The organism is Cedecea sp. AS113 (assembly GCF_037152415.1).
GTDB lineage: Bacteria > Pseudomonadota > Gammaproteobacteria > Enterobacterales > Enterobacteriaceae > Cedecea.
Genome location: NZ_JBBCMI010000019.1, coordinates 48,814 through 69,147, shown reverse-complemented (window position 1 = coordinate 69,147; position 20,334 = coordinate 48,814). Strand labels below are relative to the sequence as shown.

General features: G+C 52.4%; 16 protein-coding genes, 5 tRNA genes and 2 other RNA genes. 20 read left to right on the top strand and 3 right to left on the bottom strand.

All coding sequences use genetic code 11. The annotated features are described in order from the left end of the window. Position 1: 1 nt before the first annotated feature. Entirely contained in the window at positions 2 to 1,486 is a 1,485-nt protein-coding gene (gene gppA / locus WFN87_RS19265; protein WP_166995845.1) for a guanosine-5'-triphosphate,3'-diphosphate diphosphatase, read from the bottom strand. Between the two features lie 6 nt (positions 1,487 to 1,492). Then, positions 1,493 to 2,761: an ATP-dependent RNA helicase RhlB gene (gene rhlB / locus WFN87_RS19260; protein ID WP_008455563.1), complete on the bottom strand. Its 1,269-nt coding sequence runs from the start codon at positions 2,759 to 2,761 to the stop codon at positions 1,493 to 1,495. A gap of 131 nt (positions 2,762 to 2,892) precedes the next feature. On the opposite strand from rhlB, the gene trxA reads away from it, so the two are divergent. The 20 genes from trxA to WFN87_RS19160 all read left to right on the top strand — a co-directional run bounded on the left by trxA (position 2,893) and on the right by WFN87_RS19160 (position 18,610). Beyond that, on the top strand, positions 2,893 to 3,222 hold the full coding sequence (gene trxA, locus WFN87_RS19255; protein WP_008455560.1) for a thioredoxin TrxA: 330 nt from the start codon (positions 2,893 to 2,895) through the stop codon (positions 3,220 to 3,222). A gap of 361 nt (positions 3,223 to 3,583) precedes the next feature. Beyond that, on the top strand, positions 3,584 to 4,843 hold the full coding sequence (rho, locus tag WFN87_RS19250) for a transcription termination factor Rho (RefSeq protein WP_008455558.1): 1,260 nt from the start codon (positions 3,584 to 3,586) through the stop codon (positions 4,841 to 4,843). Between the two features lie 252 nt (positions 4,844 to 5,095). After that, positions 5,096 to 6,184: a UDP-N-acetylglucosamine--undecaprenyl-phosphate N-acetylglucosaminephosphotransferase gene (gene wecA, locus WFN87_RS19245; RefSeq protein ID WP_166995847.1), complete on the top strand. Its 1,089-nt coding sequence runs from the start codon at positions 5,096 to 5,098 to the stop codon at positions 6,182 to 6,184. Positions 6,185 to 6,206: 22 nt separating this feature from the next. Then, complete coding sequence (gene wzzE, locus WFN87_RS19240; RefSeq protein ID WP_336983783.1) at positions 6,207 to 7,253, top strand: ECA polysaccharide chain length modulation protein; 1,047 nt, start codon at positions 6,207 to 6,209, stop codon at positions 7,251 to 7,253. A 62-nt stretch (positions 7,254 to 7,315) separates the two neighbouring features. After that, complete coding sequence (gene wecB / locus WFN87_RS19235) at positions 7,316 to 8,446, top strand: non-hydrolyzing UDP-N-acetylglucosamine 2-epimerase (protein ID WP_166879562.1); 1,131 nt, start codon at positions 7,316 to 7,318, stop codon at positions 8,444 to 8,446. Further along, a complete protein-coding gene (wecC, locus tag WFN87_RS19230; protein ID WP_336983782.1) occupies positions 8,443 to 9,705 on the top strand; it encodes a UDP-N-acetyl-D-mannosamine dehydrogenase in 1,263 nt (420 codons plus the stop codon). The genes wecB and wecC overlap by 4 nt, the downstream gene beginning before the upstream one ends. A gap of 6 nt (positions 9,706 to 9,711) precedes the next feature. Further along, complete coding sequence (gene rffC / locus WFN87_RS19225) at positions 9,712 to 10,389, top strand: dTDP-4-amino-4,6-dideoxy-D-galactose acyltransferase (protein WP_336983788.1); 678 nt, start codon at positions 9,712 to 9,714, stop codon at positions 10,387 to 10,389. A gap of 4 nt (positions 10,390 to 10,393) precedes the next feature. Beyond that, positions 10,394 to 11,524 carry a dTDP-4-amino-4,6-dideoxygalactose transaminase gene (gene rffA, locus WFN87_RS19220; RefSeq protein WP_336983781.1) on the top strand — a complete coding sequence of 377 codons (1,131 nt, stop codon included), beginning with the start codon at positions 10,394 to 10,396 and terminating at the stop codon, positions 11,522 to 11,524. Between the two features lies 1 nt (position 11,525). Then, positions 11,526 to 12,776 (top strand): lipid III flippase WzxE, encoded by a 1,251-nt coding sequence (gene wzxE / locus WFN87_RS19215; protein ID WP_336983780.1) that lies wholly within the window; start codon positions 11,526 to 11,528, stop codon positions 12,774 to 12,776. Beyond that, positions 12,773 to 13,852: a TDP-N-acetylfucosamine:lipid II N-acetylfucosaminyltransferase gene (locus WFN87_RS19210; protein ID WP_336983779.1), complete on the top strand. Its 1,080-nt coding sequence runs from the start codon at positions 12,773 to 12,775 to the stop codon at positions 13,850 to 13,852. Before wzxE ends, WFN87_RS19210 begins: the two co-directional genes overlap by 4 nt. Continuing rightward, on the top strand, positions 13,849 to 15,204 hold the full coding sequence (gene wzyE / locus WFN87_RS19205) for an ECA oligosaccharide polymerase (RefSeq protein ID WP_336983778.1): 1,356 nt from the start codon (positions 13,849 to 13,851) through the stop codon (positions 15,202 to 15,204). The genes WFN87_RS19210 and wzyE overlap by 4 nt, the downstream gene beginning before the upstream one ends. An 11-nt stretch (positions 15,205 to 15,215) precedes the next feature. Next, positions 15,216 to 15,956: a lipopolysaccharide N-acetylmannosaminouronosyltransferase gene (gene wecG / locus WFN87_RS19200; RefSeq protein WP_166995861.1), complete on the top strand. Its 741-nt coding sequence runs from the start codon at positions 15,216 to 15,218 to the stop codon at positions 15,954 to 15,956. 256 nt (positions 15,957 to 16,212) lie between these two features. Then, positions 16,213 to 17,598 carry a bifunctional threonine/serine APC transporter ThrP gene (gene thrP / locus WFN87_RS19195; RefSeq protein ID WP_008455535.1) on the top strand — a complete coding sequence of 462 codons (1,386 nt, stop codon included), beginning with the start codon at positions 16,213 to 16,215 and terminating at the stop codon, positions 17,596 to 17,598. 114 nt (positions 17,599 to 17,712) lie between these two features. Beyond that, positions 17,713 to 17,789: transfer RNA gene (locus WFN87_RS19190), tRNA-Arg, on the top strand. A 60-nt stretch (positions 17,790 to 17,849) separates the two neighbouring features. Then, positions 17,850 to 17,925: transfer RNA gene (locus WFN87_RS19185), tRNA-His, on the top strand. A gap of 15 nt (positions 17,926 to 17,940) precedes the next feature. Continuing rightward, positions 17,941 to 18,027: transfer RNA gene (locus WFN87_RS19180), tRNA-Leu, on the top strand. A 24-nt stretch (positions 18,028 to 18,051) separates the two neighbouring features. Next, positions 18,052 to 18,128 (top strand) — tRNA-Pro (locus WFN87_RS19175). A gap of 95 nt (positions 18,129 to 18,223) precedes the next feature. Then, a tRNA-Pro gene (locus WFN87_RS19170) sits at positions 18,224 to 18,300 on the top strand. A 34-nt stretch (positions 18,301 to 18,334) separates the two neighbouring features. Continuing rightward, positions 18,335 to 18,448: non-coding RNA, RtT sRNA (locus WFN87_RS19165), on the top strand. Between the two features lie 34 nt (positions 18,449 to 18,482). Next, positions 18,483 to 18,610: non-coding RNA, RtT sRNA (locus WFN87_RS19160), on the top strand. A gap of 525 nt (positions 18,611 to 19,135) precedes the next feature. On the opposite strand, the gene hemY is transcribed toward WFN87_RS19160, so the two are convergent. After that, complete coding sequence (hemY, locus tag WFN87_RS19155) at positions 19,136 to 20,332, bottom strand: protoheme IX biogenesis protein HemY (RefSeq protein WP_336983777.1); 1,197 nt, start codon at positions 20,330 to 20,332, stop codon at positions 19,136 to 19,138. Positions 20,333 to 20,334: the final 2 nt, after the last annotated feature.

Here is a 20,334-nt window from a genome sequence, read left to right as displayed (position 1 = left end):
ATTAATTGACGCTGAGCGGCCAGTGAACGTAGCTCTGCCAGAGTTTTTCCTGTTCCAGCAGTTCGGCACCGAGAGGGTGACAGGCAAGCCAGGTGTCGGGCAATGCCAGATGCAGGGTTTCGCCGTCGGCCTGCAGTTTAATCTCGGGCAGGATATCGTCTCTGCGGCGGTTTGCGAAAATAATCGCCAGACGTAAAAGACGGCAGAGTCTTTCCGCCACGCGCGGCGGGACTGCGTTTTGCTGGTGGAGCGAAGAGAGATCGACGGGATTGGTCTGGTTAAGCAGCAGCGTTGCCAGCAATTTTTTCTGCGCGGGCGTGTAGCCCGGCAAATCCAGATTTCTCACCAGATAGGCCGCATGCTGCGGGGCATGTTTAAAATCGATGCTTAAGCCAATTTCATGCAACAGGGCGCTGCTCGCCAGCATCTGCTGACTGAGGGGATCCAGCCCCCACGGCTCTGCGATTTGTGAAGCAAAATTCTGCGCAAGCTGCTCCACGCGAGCCGCCTGGCTGGTATCTACCATAAAACGGCGCTGAACGTTACGTAGCGTTCTCTGGCGAATCTCCTGGTCCACCGCAAGATGCAGCATTCCATAGACCAAACCTTCACGCAGCGCGCCGCCTGCAAGCGTCATGCATTCAATATCAAGCTGTTGGAAGATGGCGATGAGAATGGCCAGGCCGCTTGGGAAAACCAGCGCGCGCTCAAGCGTAAGGCCTTCAATTTCCAACTCTTCCAGCCGGCCGCACTGAATCGCTCGCTGTTTTAGCTGTTGAAGTTTTGCCAGGGTAATGCGTTCATCCATCCCCTGCGCCATCATGATTTCTTGCAGCGCCTGCACGGTTCCAGACGCGCCAACACAAATCTTCCAGCCGTGGCTTTTAAGCTCGGCAATGACCGGGCTGAGCACTTCTGCAGCCGCCGTTTCTGCCGCGGCGAAGTTTTCCTGAGCGAGGTTTCTGTCGCTAAAGAAGCGCTCCAGCCATGTGACACAGCCCATTGAGAGGCTGAATAACGAGGTTGTTTGCGCCCCGGTGCCCGTTACCAGCTCGGTACTTGCACCACCGATGTCAACGACCAGGCGGCGATCGTCGCCGCCTGTAGTGTGGGCAACGCCCTGATAAATCAGGCGGGCTTCTTCTTCACCGCGAATAACCTGCACCGGGCAACCCAGGATTTCCTGCGCCTTTTGCAAAAAAACATCGGCATTAACGGCGAGACGCAGCGTGGCCGTAGCCACGACGCGAATTTGATTCTGAGGGATATCCTGGAGTCGTTCGGCAAATAAGCGCAGGCATTGCCAGCCACGCTCCATGGCCTCCGGGGAGAGAACGCACTCGCTGTTGAGGCCAGCAGCGAGGCGAACTTTTCGCTTAATGCGGGTCAGGGTTTGTATGCTTCCTGCCACCTCACGCACAACCAACATATGAAAACTGTTAGAACCCAGATCAATTGCTGCATAGAGTGAGGCGGTACTTAGCATAGATTTTTAACCTGCGCGACGACGATTACCACGAGGAGCGCCACCGCGGCGTGGACCGTTGCCAGGGCGGCTACGGGTCAGACGTTTTGGCGGTGGGAACTCATTTAACAGTGCTTCAGCGTTATATTTGCTTACCGGAATGGCGTGGCCAATATAGGTTTCAATCGCCGACAGGTTCAGCGCGTAGTCTTCACATGCCAGGCTGATGGAATGACCGCTTGCCCCGGCACGACCGGTACGGCCGATGCGGTGAACGTAATCTTCACAGTCGTCCGGCAGATCGTAGTTAAATACGTGCGTCACAGCTGGGATGTGCAGACCGCGAGCTGCCACGTCTGTTGCGACCAGAATATCCAGATCGCCACGAGTAAACTCTTCCAGAATACGCAGGCGTTTTTTCTGCGCGACATCGCCGGTTAGCAAACCAACTCGGTGACCATCGGCAGCCAGATGGCCCCAGATATCTTCACAGCGATGTTTAGTGTTAGCGAAGATGATGGCACGGTCCGGCCATTCTTCTTCGAGTAGCGTTTGCAGCAGACGCATTTTCTCTTCGTTAGAAGGATAGAAAAGCTCTTCTTTAATGCGGTGGCCGGTTCTCTGCTCGGGCTCAACTTCCACATATTCCGCGTTGTTCATCTGCTCGAAAGCCAGTTCACGTACGCGGTAGGAAAGTGTGGCTGAGAACAGCATATTCAGGCGCTGGGTGACCGGCGGCATGCGGCGGAACAGCCAACGAATATCTTTAATAAAGCCGAGATCGTACATGCGATCCGCTTCATCCAGGACGACAACCTGAATCGCGCCCAGGTTAATGTGATTTTGTTTAGCGTAGTCAATCAGTCGGCCGGTGGTGCCGATCAAAATATCGACGCCGCTTTCCAGCACTTTCAGCTGTTTGTCATAGCCGTCGCCGCCATAGGCAAGGCCAAGCTTCAGGCCAGTCGCCTGAGCTAACGGTTCCGCATCAGAGTGAATCTGTACCGCTAACTCGCGGGTTGGCGCCATAATCAAGGCGCGCGGTTGATTCACCTGACGGTTCTCTGGAACCGGGTGAGAAAGTAAATAGTGGAACGTGGACGTCAGAAACGCCATCGTTTTGCCTGTACCGGTTTGCGCCTGCCCTGCAACGTCACGATTCGCCAGAGTCAGCGGAAGTGCCAGTGCCTGAATTGGGGTGCAGTTATGGAACCCTTTATTTTCAAGGGCTTCAATCACCTTAGGGTGCAGGGCGAAGTCGGAAAACTTCTTTTCGGTCAAATGTGTTTTGCTCATAGTGTGGTAGAATATCAGTTTACTATTGCTTTACGAAAGCACATCCGTTGAAATAAACCGGGTGAAATAAAGTCACCCCAAGTTGGTTAATGCTACACCAACAAGGTAGACATAATCCTGTGGAGTTGAACATGAGCGATAAAATTATTCACCTGACTGACGGCAGTTTCGACACGGACGTGCTTCAAGCTGAAGGGTTGATTCTGGTTGATTTCTGGGCAGAGTGGTGTGGTCCATGCAAAATGATCGCCCCGATTCTCGACGAGATCGCTGATGAATATCAGGGCAAAATCACCGTAGCTAAGCTGAACATCGACCAGAACCCGGGCACGGCACCGAAGTACGGCATCCGCGGTATCCCAACCCTGTTGCTGTTCAAAAATGGCGAAGTCGCTGCGACCAAAGTGGGTGCGCTGTCTAAAGGCCAGTTAAAAGAGTTCCTCGACGCCAATCTGGCATAATGGAATCTCAGCCGGTGCGTGCCGCACTTGCATTTTTTTGCGAGCTGCTGGACGCCCGGCGTCACACATGCTAAGTTACCTATGACTTCGCTTTAAACTTGCCCTTAAGTTTGAATCTTTGTATTACCTTAATGCTTCCCGTTCGCTGTCAAATCAACTCTCTTTTACAGCAATCACAACGGACGCATAACCGAATTCGGGCTTATCACCCATTCCGTCTCGTCGTTTCAGTTCTGCGTTTTTCCTATGACCAGGCAGCGATCAGACATGTGTGGTAGCCATTAAACAGGCATGGATGACCCTGCCATACCATTCACGAAACTAAGTTCGAGATTTACCCCGAGTTTAAGAACCCACCATTATGAATCTTACCGAATTAAAGAATACGCCGGTTTCTGAGCTGATTACTCTCGGCGAAAATATGGGGCTGGAAAACCAAGCCCGCATGCGCAAGCAGGACATCATTTTCTCCATCCTGAAGCAACACGCTAAGAGTGGCGAAGATATCTTTGGTGACGGTGTGCTGGAGATACTGCAGGATGGATTTGGTTTCCTCCGTTCCGCAGACAGCTCCTACCTCGCCGGTCCCGACGACATCTACGTTTCTCCCAGCCAAATCCGCCGTTTCAACCTCCGCACAGGGGATACCATCTCCGGTAAGATTCGTCCGCCAAAAGAAGGCGAACGCTACTTTGCGCTGCTGAAGGTTAACGAAGTTAACTACGATAAGCCGGAAAACGCCCGTAGCAAGATTCTGTTCGAAAACTTAACGCCTCTGCATGCAAACTCTCGTCTGCGTATGGAGCGTGGTAACGGTTCTACCGAAGACTTAACCGCACGTGTACTGGATCTGGCTTCGCCAATTGGTCGTGGCCAGCGTGGTCTGATCGTGGCACCGCCAAAAGCCGGTAAAACCATGCTGCTGCAGAACATCGCGCAGAGCATTGCCTATAACCACCCAGACTGTGTACTGATGGTGCTGCTGATCGACGAACGTCCAGAAGAAGTCACCGAGATGCAGCGTCTGGTTAAAGGTGAAGTTGTTGCTTCTACCTTTGATGAGCCGGCTTCTCGCCACGTTCAGGTTGCCGAAATGGTTATCGAGAAGGCGAAACGTCTGGTTGAACATAAGAAAGACGTTATCATTTTGCTCGATTCCATCACGCGTCTGGCTCGTGCCTACAACACCGTTGTTCCGGCATCGGGCAAAGTCCTGACTGGTGGTGTGGATGCGAACGCCCTGCATCGTCCAAAACGCTTCTTCGGTGCTGCACGTAATGTGGAAGAGGGCGGTAGCCTGACTATTATCGCCACCGCGCTTATCGATACCGGCTCTAAAATGGATGAAGTCATCTACGAAGAGTTCAAAGGCACCGGTAACATGGAACTGCATCTGTCCCGTAAGATCGCTGAAAAACGCGTCTTCCCGGCCATCGATTACAACCGTTCCGGTACGCGTAAAGAAGAGCTGCTTACCACGCAGGAAGAGCTGCAGAAAATGTGGATTCTCCGCAAAATCATTCATCCAATGGGTGAAATTGATGCCATGGAATTCCTCATCAATAAGCTGGCGATGACCAAAACAAACGATGACTTCTTCGACATGATGAAGCGCTCGTAAGCAACAAAAACTCGGGGAACGCCACGCTTAGTCGTGGCGTTTTTCGTTTCTGCTCTATACGATATGTACGCGGCTAATTCCTATAGCCAGCTTTATGATGGCAGTGGATACTGCGTCATCATCTTTGATTATTTTGTTTGCCTGTATTATTTGCTGCAGCTTCAGGGAGGAATTTGTGACTAATACCTGTCTTGCAGGGAGATTTAAATATGTTGTTGCGTCTGGTCTTCCATTTTTCCGAGAGCCTGCACTGTGAATCTACTCACCGCTGGAACTGACCTGATCCTCATTTTTTTATTCACTACTGCATTCCTTTTTTGTGCGCGCAAAGCTGCCCGCCGCGTTGGCCTGGTTGATAAACCCAATTTCCGTAAACGCCATCAGGGGACGGTCCCGCTGGTGGGCGGTATTTCCGTATTTGCCGGCGTTTGCTTTACTTTTTTGATCGGCAATTATTATATCCCGCATCTTTGGCTATACCTGTTATGTGCCGGCACGCTGGTACTGGTAGGTGCCCTGGACGATCGTTACGACATTAGCGTGAAAATTCGTGCTGCGGTGCAGGCAATTATTGCGATTGTCATGATGGTCATCGGCAATCTTTACCTTGGTAGCCTCGGCTATATTTTAGGCCCCTGGGAATTGGTGCTGGGGCCTTTTGGTTACTTCCTGACGCTGTTTGCGGTTTGGGCGGCAATCAACGCTTTCAACATGGTGGATGGCATTGATGGGTTGTTGGGGGGACTCTCTTCGGTTTCTTTTGCGGCCATGGGCATCATCCTTCTGCTGGATGGTCAGCACAGCCTGGCGATGTGGTGTTTCGCGATGATCGTTGCCATTTTGCCTTATATCATTTTGAACCTTGGCCTGTTGGGGCGGCGCTATAAAGTTTTTATGGGCGATGCCGGCAGTACGCTGCTCGGTTTTACGATTATCTGGATCCTGCTGGAAACCACCCAGGGTAAAACACATCCTATCAGCCCGGTCACCGCGTTATGGATTATCGCGATTCCGCTGATGGACATGATTGCGATTATGTATCGACGGTTGCGCAAAGGTATGAGCCCGTTCTCCGCGGATCGGCAGCATATTCATCATTTGATCATGCGGGCGGGATTTACCTCAAGGCAGGCTTTTGTGCTGATTACCCTGGCCGCAGCGCTGCTTGCTGGTATCGGCGTTGCCGGTGAATATGTGCACTTTGTTCCAGAATGGCTGATGTTGGCATTGTTCTTGCTAGCATTTGTGCTATACGATTTTTGTATTAAACGAGCCTGGAAAGTCGCTCGTTTTATCAGGCGCCATAAACGTCGCACTCGAAGAAACAACGTAAACATTTAGTCTGACTTGAATTGGGGAAGCGATGAAAGAGCATATGCCAGGTAATTACCCGGTGGTAGAGAACGAGCTGGATATCCGCGGCCTGTTCCGTACGCTGTGGCAGGGCAAATTCTGGATTATCGGAATTGCCTTTGTGTTTGCCCTTATTGCGCTGATTTACACCTTTTTAGCGAAACAAGAGTGGAGTGCAACGGCTATCACTGATCGTCCAACGGTCAATATGCTGGGGGGCTACTATTCTCAGCAACAGTTTCTGCGCAACCTCGATGTGAAAGCGAATATGGCGACGGCGGATCAGCCTTCGGTCATGGACGAAGCCTATAAAGAATTCGTTGTGCAGCTTTCTGCATATGATACCCGTAGGGATTTCTGGCTACAGACGGATTACTACAAGCAGCGTCAGGTCGGTAACAGTAAAGCGGATGCCGCGCTATTGGATGAGATTGTCGACAATATCCAGTACACCCCTGGTGACAGCGCGCGCAATATTAACGACAGCGTCAAACTGATGGCTGAAACCGCTGCAGATGCCAACAATCTTTTACGGCAATACGTTGCTTTTGCAAGCCAGCGCGCGGCTAGCCACCTGAACGAAGAGTTGACCGGGGCCTGGGCGGCCCGTACCGTTCAGATGAAAGCGCAGGTTAAACGGCAGGAGGCTGTCGCGCACTCTATCTACGATCGCAAAGTAAAAAGTATTGAGCAGGCGTTGAAAATCGCTCAACAGCAAAATATCACCCGCAGCGAAACGAATGTTCCCGCAGAAGAACTTCCGGATTCAGAAATGTTCATGCTGGGCCGCCCTATGTTGCAGGCACGCCTGGAAAGCCTTCAGGCCGTGGGCCCTGATTTTGATATCGATTACGATCAAAACCGGGCGATGCTGAACACGCTGAATGTCGGACCAACCGTCGATACTCGTTTCCAAAACTATCGCTATTTACGCACGCCAGAAGAGCCAGTTAAGCGTGACAGCCCTCGTCGTGCATTCCTGCTGATTATGTGGGGTGCGGTTGGGGCACTGGTTGGTGCTGGAGTAGCTTTAGCTCGCCGTCCAAAGACCGCGTAGGCCCTTTATCTTGTGGAGGAGCGATGGAATGCCTCCACTTTATTCAACATAAGAGAATCACCGTGAAAGTATTAACCGTTTTTGGCACGCGCCCGGAAGCTATTAAAATGGCGCCGTTGGTGGATGCGTTGGCAAAAGACGCGTTTTTTGACGCGAAAGTATGTGTAACGGCACAGCATCGTGAGATGTTGGATCAGGTATTACATCTCTTTTCCATTACGCCAGACTATGACTTAAACATTATGAAACCGGGGCAGGGCTTGACGGAAATTACCTGCCGAATTCTGGAAGGGCTGAAGCCTATTTTGGAATCCTTTAAGCCGGACGTTGTTTTGGTTCATGGCGATACAACCACGACCGTTGCTGCAAGCCTTGCTGCCTTCTACCAGCGGATCCCTGTTGGACACGTTGAGGCGGGGTTACGTACCGGTGACCTTTACTCCCCGTGGCCGGAGGAAGCAAACCGTACATTAACTGGACATCTTGCTTCCTGGCATTTTGCACCGACGGAAAACTCGCGTCAGAACCTGCTGAAAGAAAATATCAGCGAACAAAAAATCTTCGTGACTGGCAATAGCGTTATTGATGCCTTGCTCTCAGTGCGAGATCGCGTCCTGACTCAGGAATCTGTACGCCAGGAAATAGAGGCGAAACATCCCTTCCTCGATGCCGGAAAAAAAATGATTCTGGTCACCGGACACCGTCGGGAAAGTTTCGGCGAAGGGTTTGAGCGTATCTGCCACGCGTTGGCAAAAATTGCCGCACAAAACAGCGATGTGCAAATCGTATATCCGGTTCATATGAATCCAAACGTCAGTGAGCCGGTAAGACGAATTTTGGGGCACGTTGATAACGTTGTTTTGATTGAGCCTCAGGAGTATCTGCCGTTTGTTTATCTCATGGATCGCGCCTGGCTTATTTTGACCGATTCCGGCGGGATTCAGGAAGAGGCACCCTCTCTTGGGAAGCCAGTGTTAGTCATGCGTGAAACCACTGAGCGTCCTGAAGCTGTTGCCGCCGGCACTGTGCGGCTGGTGGGGACTGATGAAGAGCGAATTGTGGCAGAGGTCACTCGACTGCTCAGCGATGAGCAAGAATACCAGGCGATGAGCCGTGCCCATAACCCTTACGGGGATGGAGAAGCCTGCCGCCGTATTTTGAATGCCTTAAAACAACATCAGGTGAGATCATGAGTTTTGCCACCATCTCTGTTATTGGCCTTGGTTACATAGGCCTGCCTACCGCTGCCGCGTTTGCCTCCAGCAAGCGAAAAGTCATCGGCGTGGACATTAACCAGCGGGCGGTGGACACCATTAATCGAGGTGAAATTCACATCGTTGAGCCTGATTTAGACAAAGTGGTGAAATCTGCCGTTGAGGGCGGATACCTGAGCGCTACCGTGCAGCCCGTCGAGGCCGATGCTTATCTGATTGCTGTGCCGACCCCTTTTAAGGGCGATCATGAACCCGACATGGTTTATGTGAAAGCGGCTGCAGAATCCATTGCGCCCGTACTTAAGAAAGGGGGGCTTGTCGTGCTGGAATCAACCTCTCCCGTTGGCGCGACGGAGCAAATGGCGGAATGGCTGGCTGCCCTGCGTCCAGATTTGAGCTTCCCTCAACAGGTAGGGGAGCTTGCGGATATCAATATCGCCTATTGCCCGGAACGCGTTTTACCGGGGCAGGTGATGGTTGAGCTTATCAAAAACGATCGCGTCGTTGGCGGTATGACGCCGGTATGTTCTGCCCGTGCAAGCGAGTTGTATAACATTTTCCTTAAAGGCGAATGTATTATCACCAACTCTCGCACAGCCGAAATGTGTAAACTGACGGAAAACAGCTTCCGCGATGTTAATATTGCTTTTGCTAACGAACTCTCGCTGATTTGTGCCGATCAGGGGATTAACGTCTGGGAACTTATCCGCCTGGCCAATCGCCATCCTCGCGTGAATGTGCTGCAGCCTGGGCCCGGCGTTGGCGGCCACTGTATTGCGGTCGATCCATGGTTTATCGTTTCGCAAAATCCGGAGCAGGCTCGTCTTATCCGCACCGCACGTGAAGTGAACGACGGCAAGCCGTTCTGGGTCATTAATCAGGTTAAAGCTGCGATAGCCGATTGCCTGGCTGAAACAGGCCGCCGCGCCAGCGAATTAACCATCGCCTGCTTCGGTCTTGCTTTCAAACCCAACATCGACGATTTACGTGAAAGTCCGGCAATGGAAATTGCCGAGATACTGGCCGAATGGCACAGCGGTAAAACGCTGGTGGTGGAACCCAATATCCACGAGTTACCAGGGAAGCTTGTCGGCCACTGTGAATTAACTTCGGCAGAGGTCGCGCTTGCACAGGCTGACGTGCTGGTGATGCTGGTTGATCATAAAGAATTTAAAGCTGTTCCTGCTGATAAGGTGCATCAGCCGTGGATTGTCGACACCAAAGGCGTCTGGCGGTAACGGATGATGAATCCAATTCACGGCACCCTGGCTCCTCTGGACTGGGAAAATCGTTTCTTTGACGTAAACAGCTGCGCGGTTCGCTTCTCTGAGGAAGCCCCTGCGCTGCAGGAAGATCAGTTAAATACCTGGTCGCGCGTCCAGGCAAAAATTCCCTCTCATCGTACCGACTGGCTGGATGGTCTGCAGCAGCTTGGCTTCCAGCTTGTCGAAGGTGAAGTGGATTTGGCCCTTTCTGTTGGCACGCAAAATGCAAATATTCCCGTCGATATCGCCCAGCCGAATGACATCCCTTCGCTTCGCCAGGCGGCTTCTCAGGTATTCACGCAAAGCCGCTTTCGTACGCCCTGGTATAAGGCCGGGGACAGCGGCCGTTTCTATGCGCAATGGATTGAAAACGCCGTCCTTGGCACGTTCGATCACCAGTGCCTGTTGCGGCAGAACGGCGATGAGCCCCAGGGCTTTGTGACGTTACGGCAGTTAAATGATGTCGAGGCCAGAATTGGCCTGCTTGCTGGACGAGGATTGGGCGAGGAACTGATGGCTGCTGCGCAAGACTGGTGTCGTCAGCGTGGTTTGCAAACCCTGCGGGTGGCAACTCAGGTGAGTAATACCCCCGCGCTGCGTCGCTACATTAAAAGCGGTGCCACCATAGAAAGCACCGCCTTCTGGTTATACAGGTGAAAAAATGATCCCATTTAACGCTCCGCCGGTCGTTGGTACTGAACTTGAATACATGCAGGCTGCTATGGGCAGCGGCAAACTGTGCGGAGACGGGGGATTTACTCGCCGCTGCCAGCAATGGATGGAGCAACGTTTTGGCAGCAAGAAAGTGCTGCTGACGCCGTCTTGTACAGCTTCGCTGGAGATGGCCGCTATCCTGCTGGATATCAAGCCTGGCGATGAAGTGATCATGCCGAGCTACACCTTTGTTTCGACGGCTAATGCCTTTGTGCTTCGAGGGGCCGTCATCGTCTTTGTGGACGTGCGCCCTGATACCATGAACATCGACGAAACAAAAATTGAAGCGGCAATTACTGAAAAAACGCGAGCTATCGTGCCGGTCCATTACGCAGGAGTGGCCTGTGAAATGGATACCATTATGGCCATCGCCAAAAAACATAACCTGTTTGTGGTGGAAGATGCCGCTCAGGGTGTGATGTCGACTTATAAAGGCCGCGCGCTGGGTGCAATTGGCCACATCGGGTGTTTCAGTTTTCATGAGACGAAAAACTATACCGCGGGCGGGGAAGGTGGCGCGACGCTCATTAACGACCCTACTTTAATCGAGCGGGCAGAAATCATTCGTGAGAAAGGCACCAACCGCAGTCAGTTCTTCCGCGGTCAGGTGGATAAATACACCTGGCGTGATATTGGCTCAAGCTACCTAATGGCCGATCTGCAGGCGGCTTATCTTTGGGCGCAGCTTGAAGCGGCAGAACAGATTAACCAGCAGCGTCTGAAGCTGTGGCAAACCTATCACGACGCTCTTTTGCCGTTAGCAAAAGCCGGGCGTATCGAACTTCCGACTATTCCTCAAAATTGCGTGCAGAATGCCCATATGTTCTACATCAAGCTGCGCGATATTGAAGACCGCAGCGCGCTGATTTCCTACCTGAAGGAAGCGGAGATCCTGGCGGTGTTCCACTACATTCCGCTGCATACTTGCCCGGCCGGTGAGAAATTTGGTCGATTCCACGGGGAAGATCGCTTCACCACTCGTGAAAGTGAGCGTTTGCTTCGCCTGCCGCTTTTCTATAACTTGCCGCCAGTGAACCAACGCACCGTCATCAATACGCTGCAAAGCTACTTCGCCTGAGATGTCGTTAGCTAAAGCGTCACTGTGGACCGCCGGGTCCACGCTGGTAAAAATTGGTGCCGGTTTGCTGGTGGTCAAAATGCTGGCCGTTGCCTTTGGCCCTTCTGGGGTGGGGTTGGCCGGTAATTTTCGTCAGATGGTAACCGTGCTCGGCGTGCTTGCTGGTGCGGGTATTTTTAACGGTGTCACCAAATACGTTGCTGAACATCATGACAATCCGGAGCAGTTAAAGCGGGTACTTGGCACCTCCTCGGCGATGGTGTTGGGTTTTTCGTCGCTGCTGGCCGTGATTTTCGTTCTGGCCGCGGGACCGATAAGCCTTGGATTGTTTGGTCATGCGGACTACCAGAACCTGGTGCGTCTGGTGGCACTGGTCCAGATGGGCATTGCCTGGGCAAACCTGTCGCTGGCCATTATGAAGGGGTTTCGCGATGCGGCGGGTAACGCACTTGCGTTAATTGCAGGCAGCGTTATTGGCGTGCTGGCTTATTATGCTTGCTATCGCTTCGGCGGTTACCAGGGGGCGCTGTTAGGTCTCGCGTTGGTCCCCGCTCTGGTCGTCGTTCCTGCGGTGCTTATGCTGGTCAGGCGCGAACATGTTCCGCTGGGCTATTTGAGACCGAGCTGGGATAAGCTGCTGGCCAGCCATCTTGGCAAGTTTACGCTCATGGCGCTGATCACCTCAGTCACGCTTCCCGTGGCCTACGTGATGATGCGAAACCTGCTGGCGGAACATTACAGTTGGGACGAAGTCGGTATCTGGCAAGGGGTAAGCAGTATTTCAGATGCTTATCTGCAGTTTATTACGGCATCTTTTAGCGTTTACCTGTTGCCAACGCTTGCTCGTCTGAAAGAAAAAAGCGCCATCACGCGTGAAATTGTGCGCTCGCTAAAGTTTGTTCTGCCCGCCGTGGCAGCCGCAAGCCTGACAGTCTGGCTGCTGCGTGATTTCGCCATCTGGCTACTGTTTTCGCCAAAATTTATCGCCATGCGTGATTTGTTTGCCTGGCAGCTGGTGGGGGATGTGCTGAAGGTAGGCGCCTATGTGTTTGGCTATTTGGTTATCGCGAAGGCGTCACTGCGCTTTTATATTTTGACTGAAATCAGTCAGTTTATGCTGTTAACCGGCTTTTCGCGTTGGTTAATACCTGCTCATGGTGCGTTGGGCGCGGCTCAGGCTTATATGGCGACCTATATTGTTTATTTTGCGCTCTGCTGTGGCGTATTTCTTATTTATCGTAGACGAGCATGACAACACTGATTCACGTATTGGGATCTGATATCCCGCATCATAATCAGACGGTATTACGTTTTTTTAACGACGTTCTGGCCGCCACGACGCCTCATGCACGAGAATTTATCGTGGTTTCAGAGGATCGCTCTTTGTTGTCCGCTTTTCCGGCGCTGTCGATCTCTCTATGCCCTTCAAAGCAGGCTATTGCCGCAGAAATTGTGGCAAAAGCTCGAGCTAACCGACAGCAGCGTTTCTTTTTTCACGGGCAGTTTAACGGCAGTCTTTGGATTGCCTTGCTAACCGGGGGACTAAAGCCGGAGCAGGTGAACTGGCATATCTGGGGAGCCGATCTTTATGAGGTTTCACGCAGCATCAAATTTCGGCTTTTTTACCAGTTACGCCGTTTTGCCCAAGGCCTAGTTGGGCGCGTTTACGCCACGCGTGGGGATTTAAGCTATTTTCACCAGCGGCACCCACAGGTGCCTGGCGAGCTGCTGTATTTCCCAACGCGTATGGATCCTGGCCTCAATACAATGGCTGTTGATCGGCAACACAGCGGGAAGCTGACGTTACTCGTGGGCAACTCTGGTGACCGCAGCAACCAGCATGTTGATGTACTGAAGGCTATTCATCAGCAATTTGGCGACACGGTGCGCATTGTTGTGCCGATGGGATACCCGACAAATAACGAAGCTTATATTGCAGAAGTAAAGCAGGCTGGCAGCGGTTTATTTAGCCCGGAAAATTTTGACGTGCTGACGGAAAAAATCGAATTCAATGATTACCTCACTCTGCTGCGTCAGTGCGATCTCGGCTATTTTATCTTTGCACGCCAGCAGGGCATCGGCACGCTTTGCTTACTGATTCAGGCCGGGATCCCCTGCGTGCTGAACCGGAAAAATCCTTTCTGGCAAGACATGGTTGAGCAGCATATTCCGGTGCTCTTTACCGAGGATATCCTGGATGAGGCGACGGTGCGGGAAGCTCAGCGCCAGCTACGCTTACTGGATAAACAAAGCATCGCTTTCTTTAACCCTAACTATATCGATGGGTGGCATCGCGCGCTTAGCACCGCGGCTGGAGAGCAAAAATGAGTCTGACGCAATTTGGCGGGTTATTTGTTGTCTGGTTCCTGTCGGTCGGGTTTATCGGATTGTTGACGTATCAAGAGTTTCGCCGCGTGCGCTTTAACTTCAACGTCTTCTTTTCACTGCTTTACCTGTTGACCTTTTTCTTCGGCTTTCCGTTTACCTGTACCCTGGTGTTTCGTTTTGGGGTATCGGTGGTGCCCGCGGACGTGCTGTTGCAGGCTCAGCTCGCGGCGGCCTGTTTCTATGGCATTTACTATGTGACCTATAAAACGCGGCTTAGGGCGAAGGCAGGGCACATGGAGCGGCGTCCGCTATTTACCATGAATCGCGTTGAGACGAACCTGACGTGGCTGATGCTGGTGTTAGTGGCTTTGATCAGCGTCGGCATCTTCTTTGCCCATAACGGCTTCCTGTTGTTTAAGCTGCATTCTTACAGCCAAATTTTCTCCAGTGAAGTGTCAGGCGTAGCGCTTAAGCGCTTCTTCTATTTCTTTATACCAGCCATGCTGGTGGTGTACTTCCTGCGTCAGGACAGCCGGGCCTGGATCTTCTTCCTGGTCAGTACTGTGGGTTTCGGCCTGTTAACGTACATGATTGTCGGCGGGACGCGTGCCAACATCATCATCGCCTTCGCCATCTTCTTGTTTATCGGCATTATTCGCGGGTGGATCTCCCTCTGGATGCTGGCGGCGGCGGGTGTGCTAGGGATCGTCGGGATGTTCTGGCTGGCGCTTAAGCGCTACGGCCTGAACGTCAGCGGTGACGAAGCGTTTTATACCTTCCTTTATTTGACCCGAGATACGTTCTCTCCGTGGGAGAATCTGGGTCTCTTGCTGCAAAATTACGACAAGATTGAATTCCAGGGGCTCGCACCTATTATTCGGGATTTCTACGTATTTATCCCCAGTTGGGTCTGGCCAGATCGTCCTGGCACGGTGCTGAATACCGCGAACTATTTCACCTGGCAGGTACTGAACAACCATTCGGGACTGGCCATTTCCCCAACGCTGATAGGCTCGCTGGTGGTGATGGGCGGCGTGTGGTTTATCCCACTCGGGGCAGTTGTCGTCGGCTTGATTATCCAATGGTTTGACTGGCTGTATGAGCTGGCGAACAGAGAAAGTAATCGCTACAAAGCGGCAATAATCTATGCGTTCTGCTTCGGGGCGATTTTCAATATGATCGTTCTGGCTCGTGAGGGGCTGGACTCTTTTGTTTCACGCGTGGTGTTCTTCCTGGTCATTTTTGGCGCCTGCCTTGTCGTGGCAAAATTACTTTATTGGCTATTTGAAAGCGCGGGGCTTATTCATCAGCGCTTGCGCCGCGTGTCCGCAGTCGACGCGCAAAATGCATGACAAGGATATTCATGAACAACTCTACTGAAGCCCCTTTTTATACTCTTCGTGGTCTTGACCTGTTGGGATGGCGAGATATGCAGCATGCGCTGGATTATCTCTATGCGGGGGGGCGATTGCGCCAGGGGACGTTAGTGGCGATTAATGCTGAAAAAGTGCTGACGGCAGAAGACGATGAGCAAACTCGCGGTCTGATTGCGGCAGCGGAATACAAATACGCCGACGGCATCAGCGTCGTTCGCTCCATCCGGAAAAAATACCCTGAAGCTGTGGTTAATCGCGTAGCGGGGGCCGATCTGTGGGAAGCCTTGATGGTACGGGCGGGTCAGGAAGGGACCCCGGTATTTTTGGTGGGCGGCCAGCCCGACGTTCTTGCGCAGACCGAAGCTAAGCTACGGCAGCTTTGGCAGGTCAATATTGTCGGCAGCCAGGACGGTTATTTTACCGATGCGCAGCGGCCAGCCTTGTTTGAGCGCATTCGTGACAGTGGGGCTGAGCTTGTTACCGTCGCGATGGGCTCGCCACGTCAGGAGATCCTGATGCAGGCGTGTCGGAAGGTCCATCCCCATGCGCTTTATATGGGTGTGGGTGGAACATATGACGTATTTACCGGGCGAGTAAAGCGGGCGCCTAAGGTTTGGCAAAAATTCGGGCTGGAATGGCTATACCGCCTGCTTTCACAGCCGACCCGCATTAAACGGCAACTCAGGCTGCTACGCTATCAGCGCTGGCATCTGACCGGCAAGCTTTAAACCTTTCAACGCGCTCATCCGGGCGCGTTTTGCTTTCTCTGCACGATTTTCAACCAGACTTATTCCAGTTTGTTACGCAGTTATTTGTAATTTTGTAAAAAATACGGAACCATTGCGCCCACTCGATGCAGTGCCGTAGTGATGTTGCGCCAGCAAATCTCTTGCCGACGCTGCATGGCCTGTTATTGAGTCTGGCAACAACCAAACACAATAACCGGTAAAAACCGGAGTAAAGCAAACACAATACAGAGGATTTATGGCAGAGAAAAAAGCAGAGCTGCAGCGCGGGCTGGAAGCTCGACACATCGAACTTATCGCCCTGGGAGGGACCATTGGTGTTGGCCTGTTTATGGGCGCCGCCAGTACCCTCAAATGGGCCGGACCGTCGGTACTGCTGGCGTACATTATTGCGGGCCTGTTCGTGTTCTTTATTATGCGTTCAATGGGAGAAATGTTGTTCCTTGAACCCGTAGCCGGGTCGTTTGCCGTCTATGCGCACCGCTATATGAGCCCCTTTTTCGGCTATCTGACGGCCTGGTCTTACTGGTTTATGTGGATGGCGGTTGGCATCTCCGAAATTACAGCGATTGGCGTCTACGTCCAATACTGGTTCCCGGATCTTCCTCAGTGGCTGCCCGCCATTTTTGCCGTAGGGCTTGTGGCGCTGGCAAACCTTGCGGCAGTGCGCCTTTACGGGGAAATCGAGTTCTGGTTTGCAATGATTAAAGTGACAACCATCATCGTGATGATTGTCGTTGGCCTGGGCGTTATCTTTTTCGGTTTTGGAAATCATGGTCAGGCGACTGGCTTTAGCAACCTTACAGAGCACGGCGGCTTCTTTGCCGGCGGCTGGAAAGGATTCCTGACCGCGTTGTGTATTGTTGTGGCTTCCTATCAGGGCGTGGAGTTAATTGGTATTACCGCCGGCGAAGCTAAGAACCCGCAGGTCACCTTACGCAGTGCCGTAGGGAAAGTGCTGTGGCGTATTCTGATTTTCTATGTGGGCGCGATTTTCGTTATCGTCACTATTTTCCCATGGAACCAAATCGGCACTACAGGTAGCCCGTTTGTACTGACCTTCGCGAAAATAGGCATCACCGCGGCGGCAGGGATTATTAACTTTGTTGTTTTGACGGCGGCATTGTCTGGCTGTAACAGCGGTATGTACAGCTGTGGGCGTATGCTGTATGCCCTGGCGAAAAACCGCCAGCTCCCGGCCAAAATGGCGAAAGTTTCCCGTAGCGGCGTGCCTGTCGTTGGGGTAGCTGTTTCTATCGGTATTCTGCTGCTCGGTTCTTGTCTGAATTACATCATTCCAAATCCGCAGCGCGTTTTCGTTTATGTCTACAGCGCCAGCGTATTACCGGGCATGGTGCCGTGGTTTGTGATCCTGATTAGCCAGATTCGCTTCCGTAAGGCGCACCGGGAAGCCATTGCCAGCCACCCGTTCCGATCTATTTTATTCCCGTGGGCTAACTACCTGACCATGGCGTTCCTGGCGTGTGTGCTTGTGGGGATGGGCTTGAATGAAGATACGCGAATGTCGCTGACGGTCGGCGTTGTTTTCCTGGCTGCGGTGACGTTGGTTTATAAGGTGTTTGGCCTGAATAAGCATGCCGTTAGTGAAAAACTGAACGGATAAGCATCAGGATGCACAAAGCATAACCAAACGCGCAGTTTTGCGAGTATTTTATTGAAATAAGCACTAGACAGCTGAGCACGAAGCCCGTATTATCCGACCCCGCAACGGCGCTACGCGCCCGTAGCTCAGCTGGATAGAGCGCTGCCCTCCGGAGGCAGAGGTCTCAGGTTCGAATCCTGTCGGGCGCACCATTTATTATAATGGCGCTAGAGCTGCGGTGGTATCATGTACCGCGTGAAAGTTTTACAGTGGTGGCTATAGCTCAGTTGGTAGAGCCCTGGATTGTGATTCCAGTTGTCGTGGGTTCGAGTCCCATTAGCCACCCCATTAATTTAGATGTATGCGAAGGTGGCGGAATTGGTAGACGCGCTAGCTTCAGGTGTTAGTGTTCTTACGGACGTGAGGGTTCAAGTCCCTCTCTTCGCACCACACCTAAATTAATAAGCAGTATTTCGGCGAGTAGCGCAGCTTGGTAGCGCAACTGGTTTGGGACCAGTGGGTCGGAGGTTCGAATCCTCTCTCGCCGACCAAATTTTAAAAGCCCTTCTGAAGAAGGGTTTTTGCTTTCAGCCCGGAGCCCTAATAAGCTTTTGATGTGTTGAAAGCAGCAGTAAAAGCAGTATTTCGGCGAGTAGCGCAGCTTGGTAGCGCAACTGGTTTGGGACCAGTGGGTCGGAGGTTCGAATCCTCTCTCGCCGACCACTTTAGAAAAGGCCAGCTTTCGAGCTGGCCTTTTTGCATCTGAAACTTACAGAGGATGAGAACCTTCGAAGGAGGTTTGAGCCGAGCGTAGCGAGACAACGTTGCTTCAGCAACGGCCCGCAGGGGAATAATCCTCTCTCGCCGACCACTTTAGAAAAGGCCAGCTTTCGAGCTGGCCTTTTTGCATTTGAAGCTTACAGAGGATGAGAACCTTCGAAGGAGGTTTGAGCCGAGCGTAGCGAGGCAACGTTGCTTCAGCAGCGGCCCGTAGGGGATGTCTCCCCTCGCAAATTCCCGCGGTCGCAAACCCACCCTTGTCATTCTGCCGCTGAAATTGTCGCCTGGGTGCGACAATCGGGTGATTTTGTGTCTTCAAATGGAGACATTTAATCTCATGTTTTTATTTGGTTTTTTTATTTAAGCCACAGTTTGTCTCCTGGAGGAGACAATTCATTTCTGCCGGTGCAGGCCGGCGGGAAAGCCCGGGGGAGAAAGCTTTGCGGTGCTAATACTATGAAAATACTAATTTTGGTAGTTGAGTCCGTTTCTGCATGCAAACCTGGCATGTATTGTGCAATAATACCTGCGTAGATGCTCATTCCACTTCTTATGTTTGCTTCGGCTTCATAAACCAAGGAATGACGCAGAGCCGATTACGGTGCTTATCGTCCACCGATAGATGTCGCCCCCATGGGGTCTCATCGAACACCCTGGACATAACGTTGAGTGAAGCACCACTTAGTTGTCAAACAGACCTGTTTTAACACCTGCCCTGCGGCAGGTGTTTTTTTTTGCGTGGGAAAAAGAAAAGGGCGGTAGAGCTCCGCCCTGATGATCAGCTGTTAGAGGGAGTTTGCAGCGTGAGCAACAGACCGTCACGACGCATGAGGGCGGCTTCTTCAGGCTTATGTAATTTGTCTAGAGAGTCTGCCAGCCAGGCGTAATCGTAGGCATCCGGGCGCTGTTTAATGGCCTCACGGAATGCATCACATGCCTGCTGCCATTCACCGTGTTTCATCAGCAGCTGGCCAAGCGTACTCTGCAGTAAAGGGCGATCGCCTTGCGTTTTGATCTGCTGGCGCAATGCTTTCTCTAACTGCTCTGGGTTACCTGACTTCAGACGCGGCATCAGCAATACCAGACGATCGTCATACTGGCGCTTCAGCCCGTCAAGGATGATCTCCTGGGCGGCGTCGTGATCATCGCACTCAATAAGATGCTCTGCCATGGCGACCTGCAGCGTGGTCTGGTGGCGCGTTTTACGGCTTTGATTACGCCACCAGGTTTTGAGGCCTTCGTTACCCTGTCCGGCCATCGCCTGATCCATAAGGCCGATCCACGCCTGCTGTTGCAGCGCATCGCGGTGGGCTTCATCCCCAATCTGCACTTTTTCCATGGCCGGCAGAATATCCAGCAGGGAACTCCATGCGCCGGTTCGCAGGTAAGCTTGCTCGGCCAGGCGAAGTACTTCAGGATGGCGCGGCGCAATTTCCAGAAGCTTATCAATGCCGTGGCGTGCGGCGTGGTTTTCATTGCGGGCAAGCTGCAGGCGAACGCGAGTGATTTCGACCGGAAGCTGATCGCTATCCGCCAGTTCGGCGGCGCGCTCTAAATGCTGGTTTGCACGAATTTCATCCCCGCGTTGCTGGGCGGCTTCGGCAGCCAGCAAGTAATTAACCACCGGCTGTTCGGCGTGATCGGCATTCTTACTCATCAGCTTCTCAACCTGCTGATAATCGCCTTCGGCCAGTTTCAACAATGCGGCTTTGGTCTGTTTGCGGGCGCGGCTGCGTTTGCGGCCCAGGAACCACCCACGGGTACGGGCACCGGTACGGAAAATGCGGCGCAATACCCATTCGATGGCGAACAACACCAGCATGGTCAGGATCAGAATAATGACTAATCCGGTCACGCTGGTTTCAATGTTGTAGTTATCGGTCTGAATTAAAACATAGCCCTGATGGCCTGCCAGCATTGGGCCCAGCACGATGCCCGCAATCAGCAGCAGGAAGAGCAATAAGACTTTAATCATAT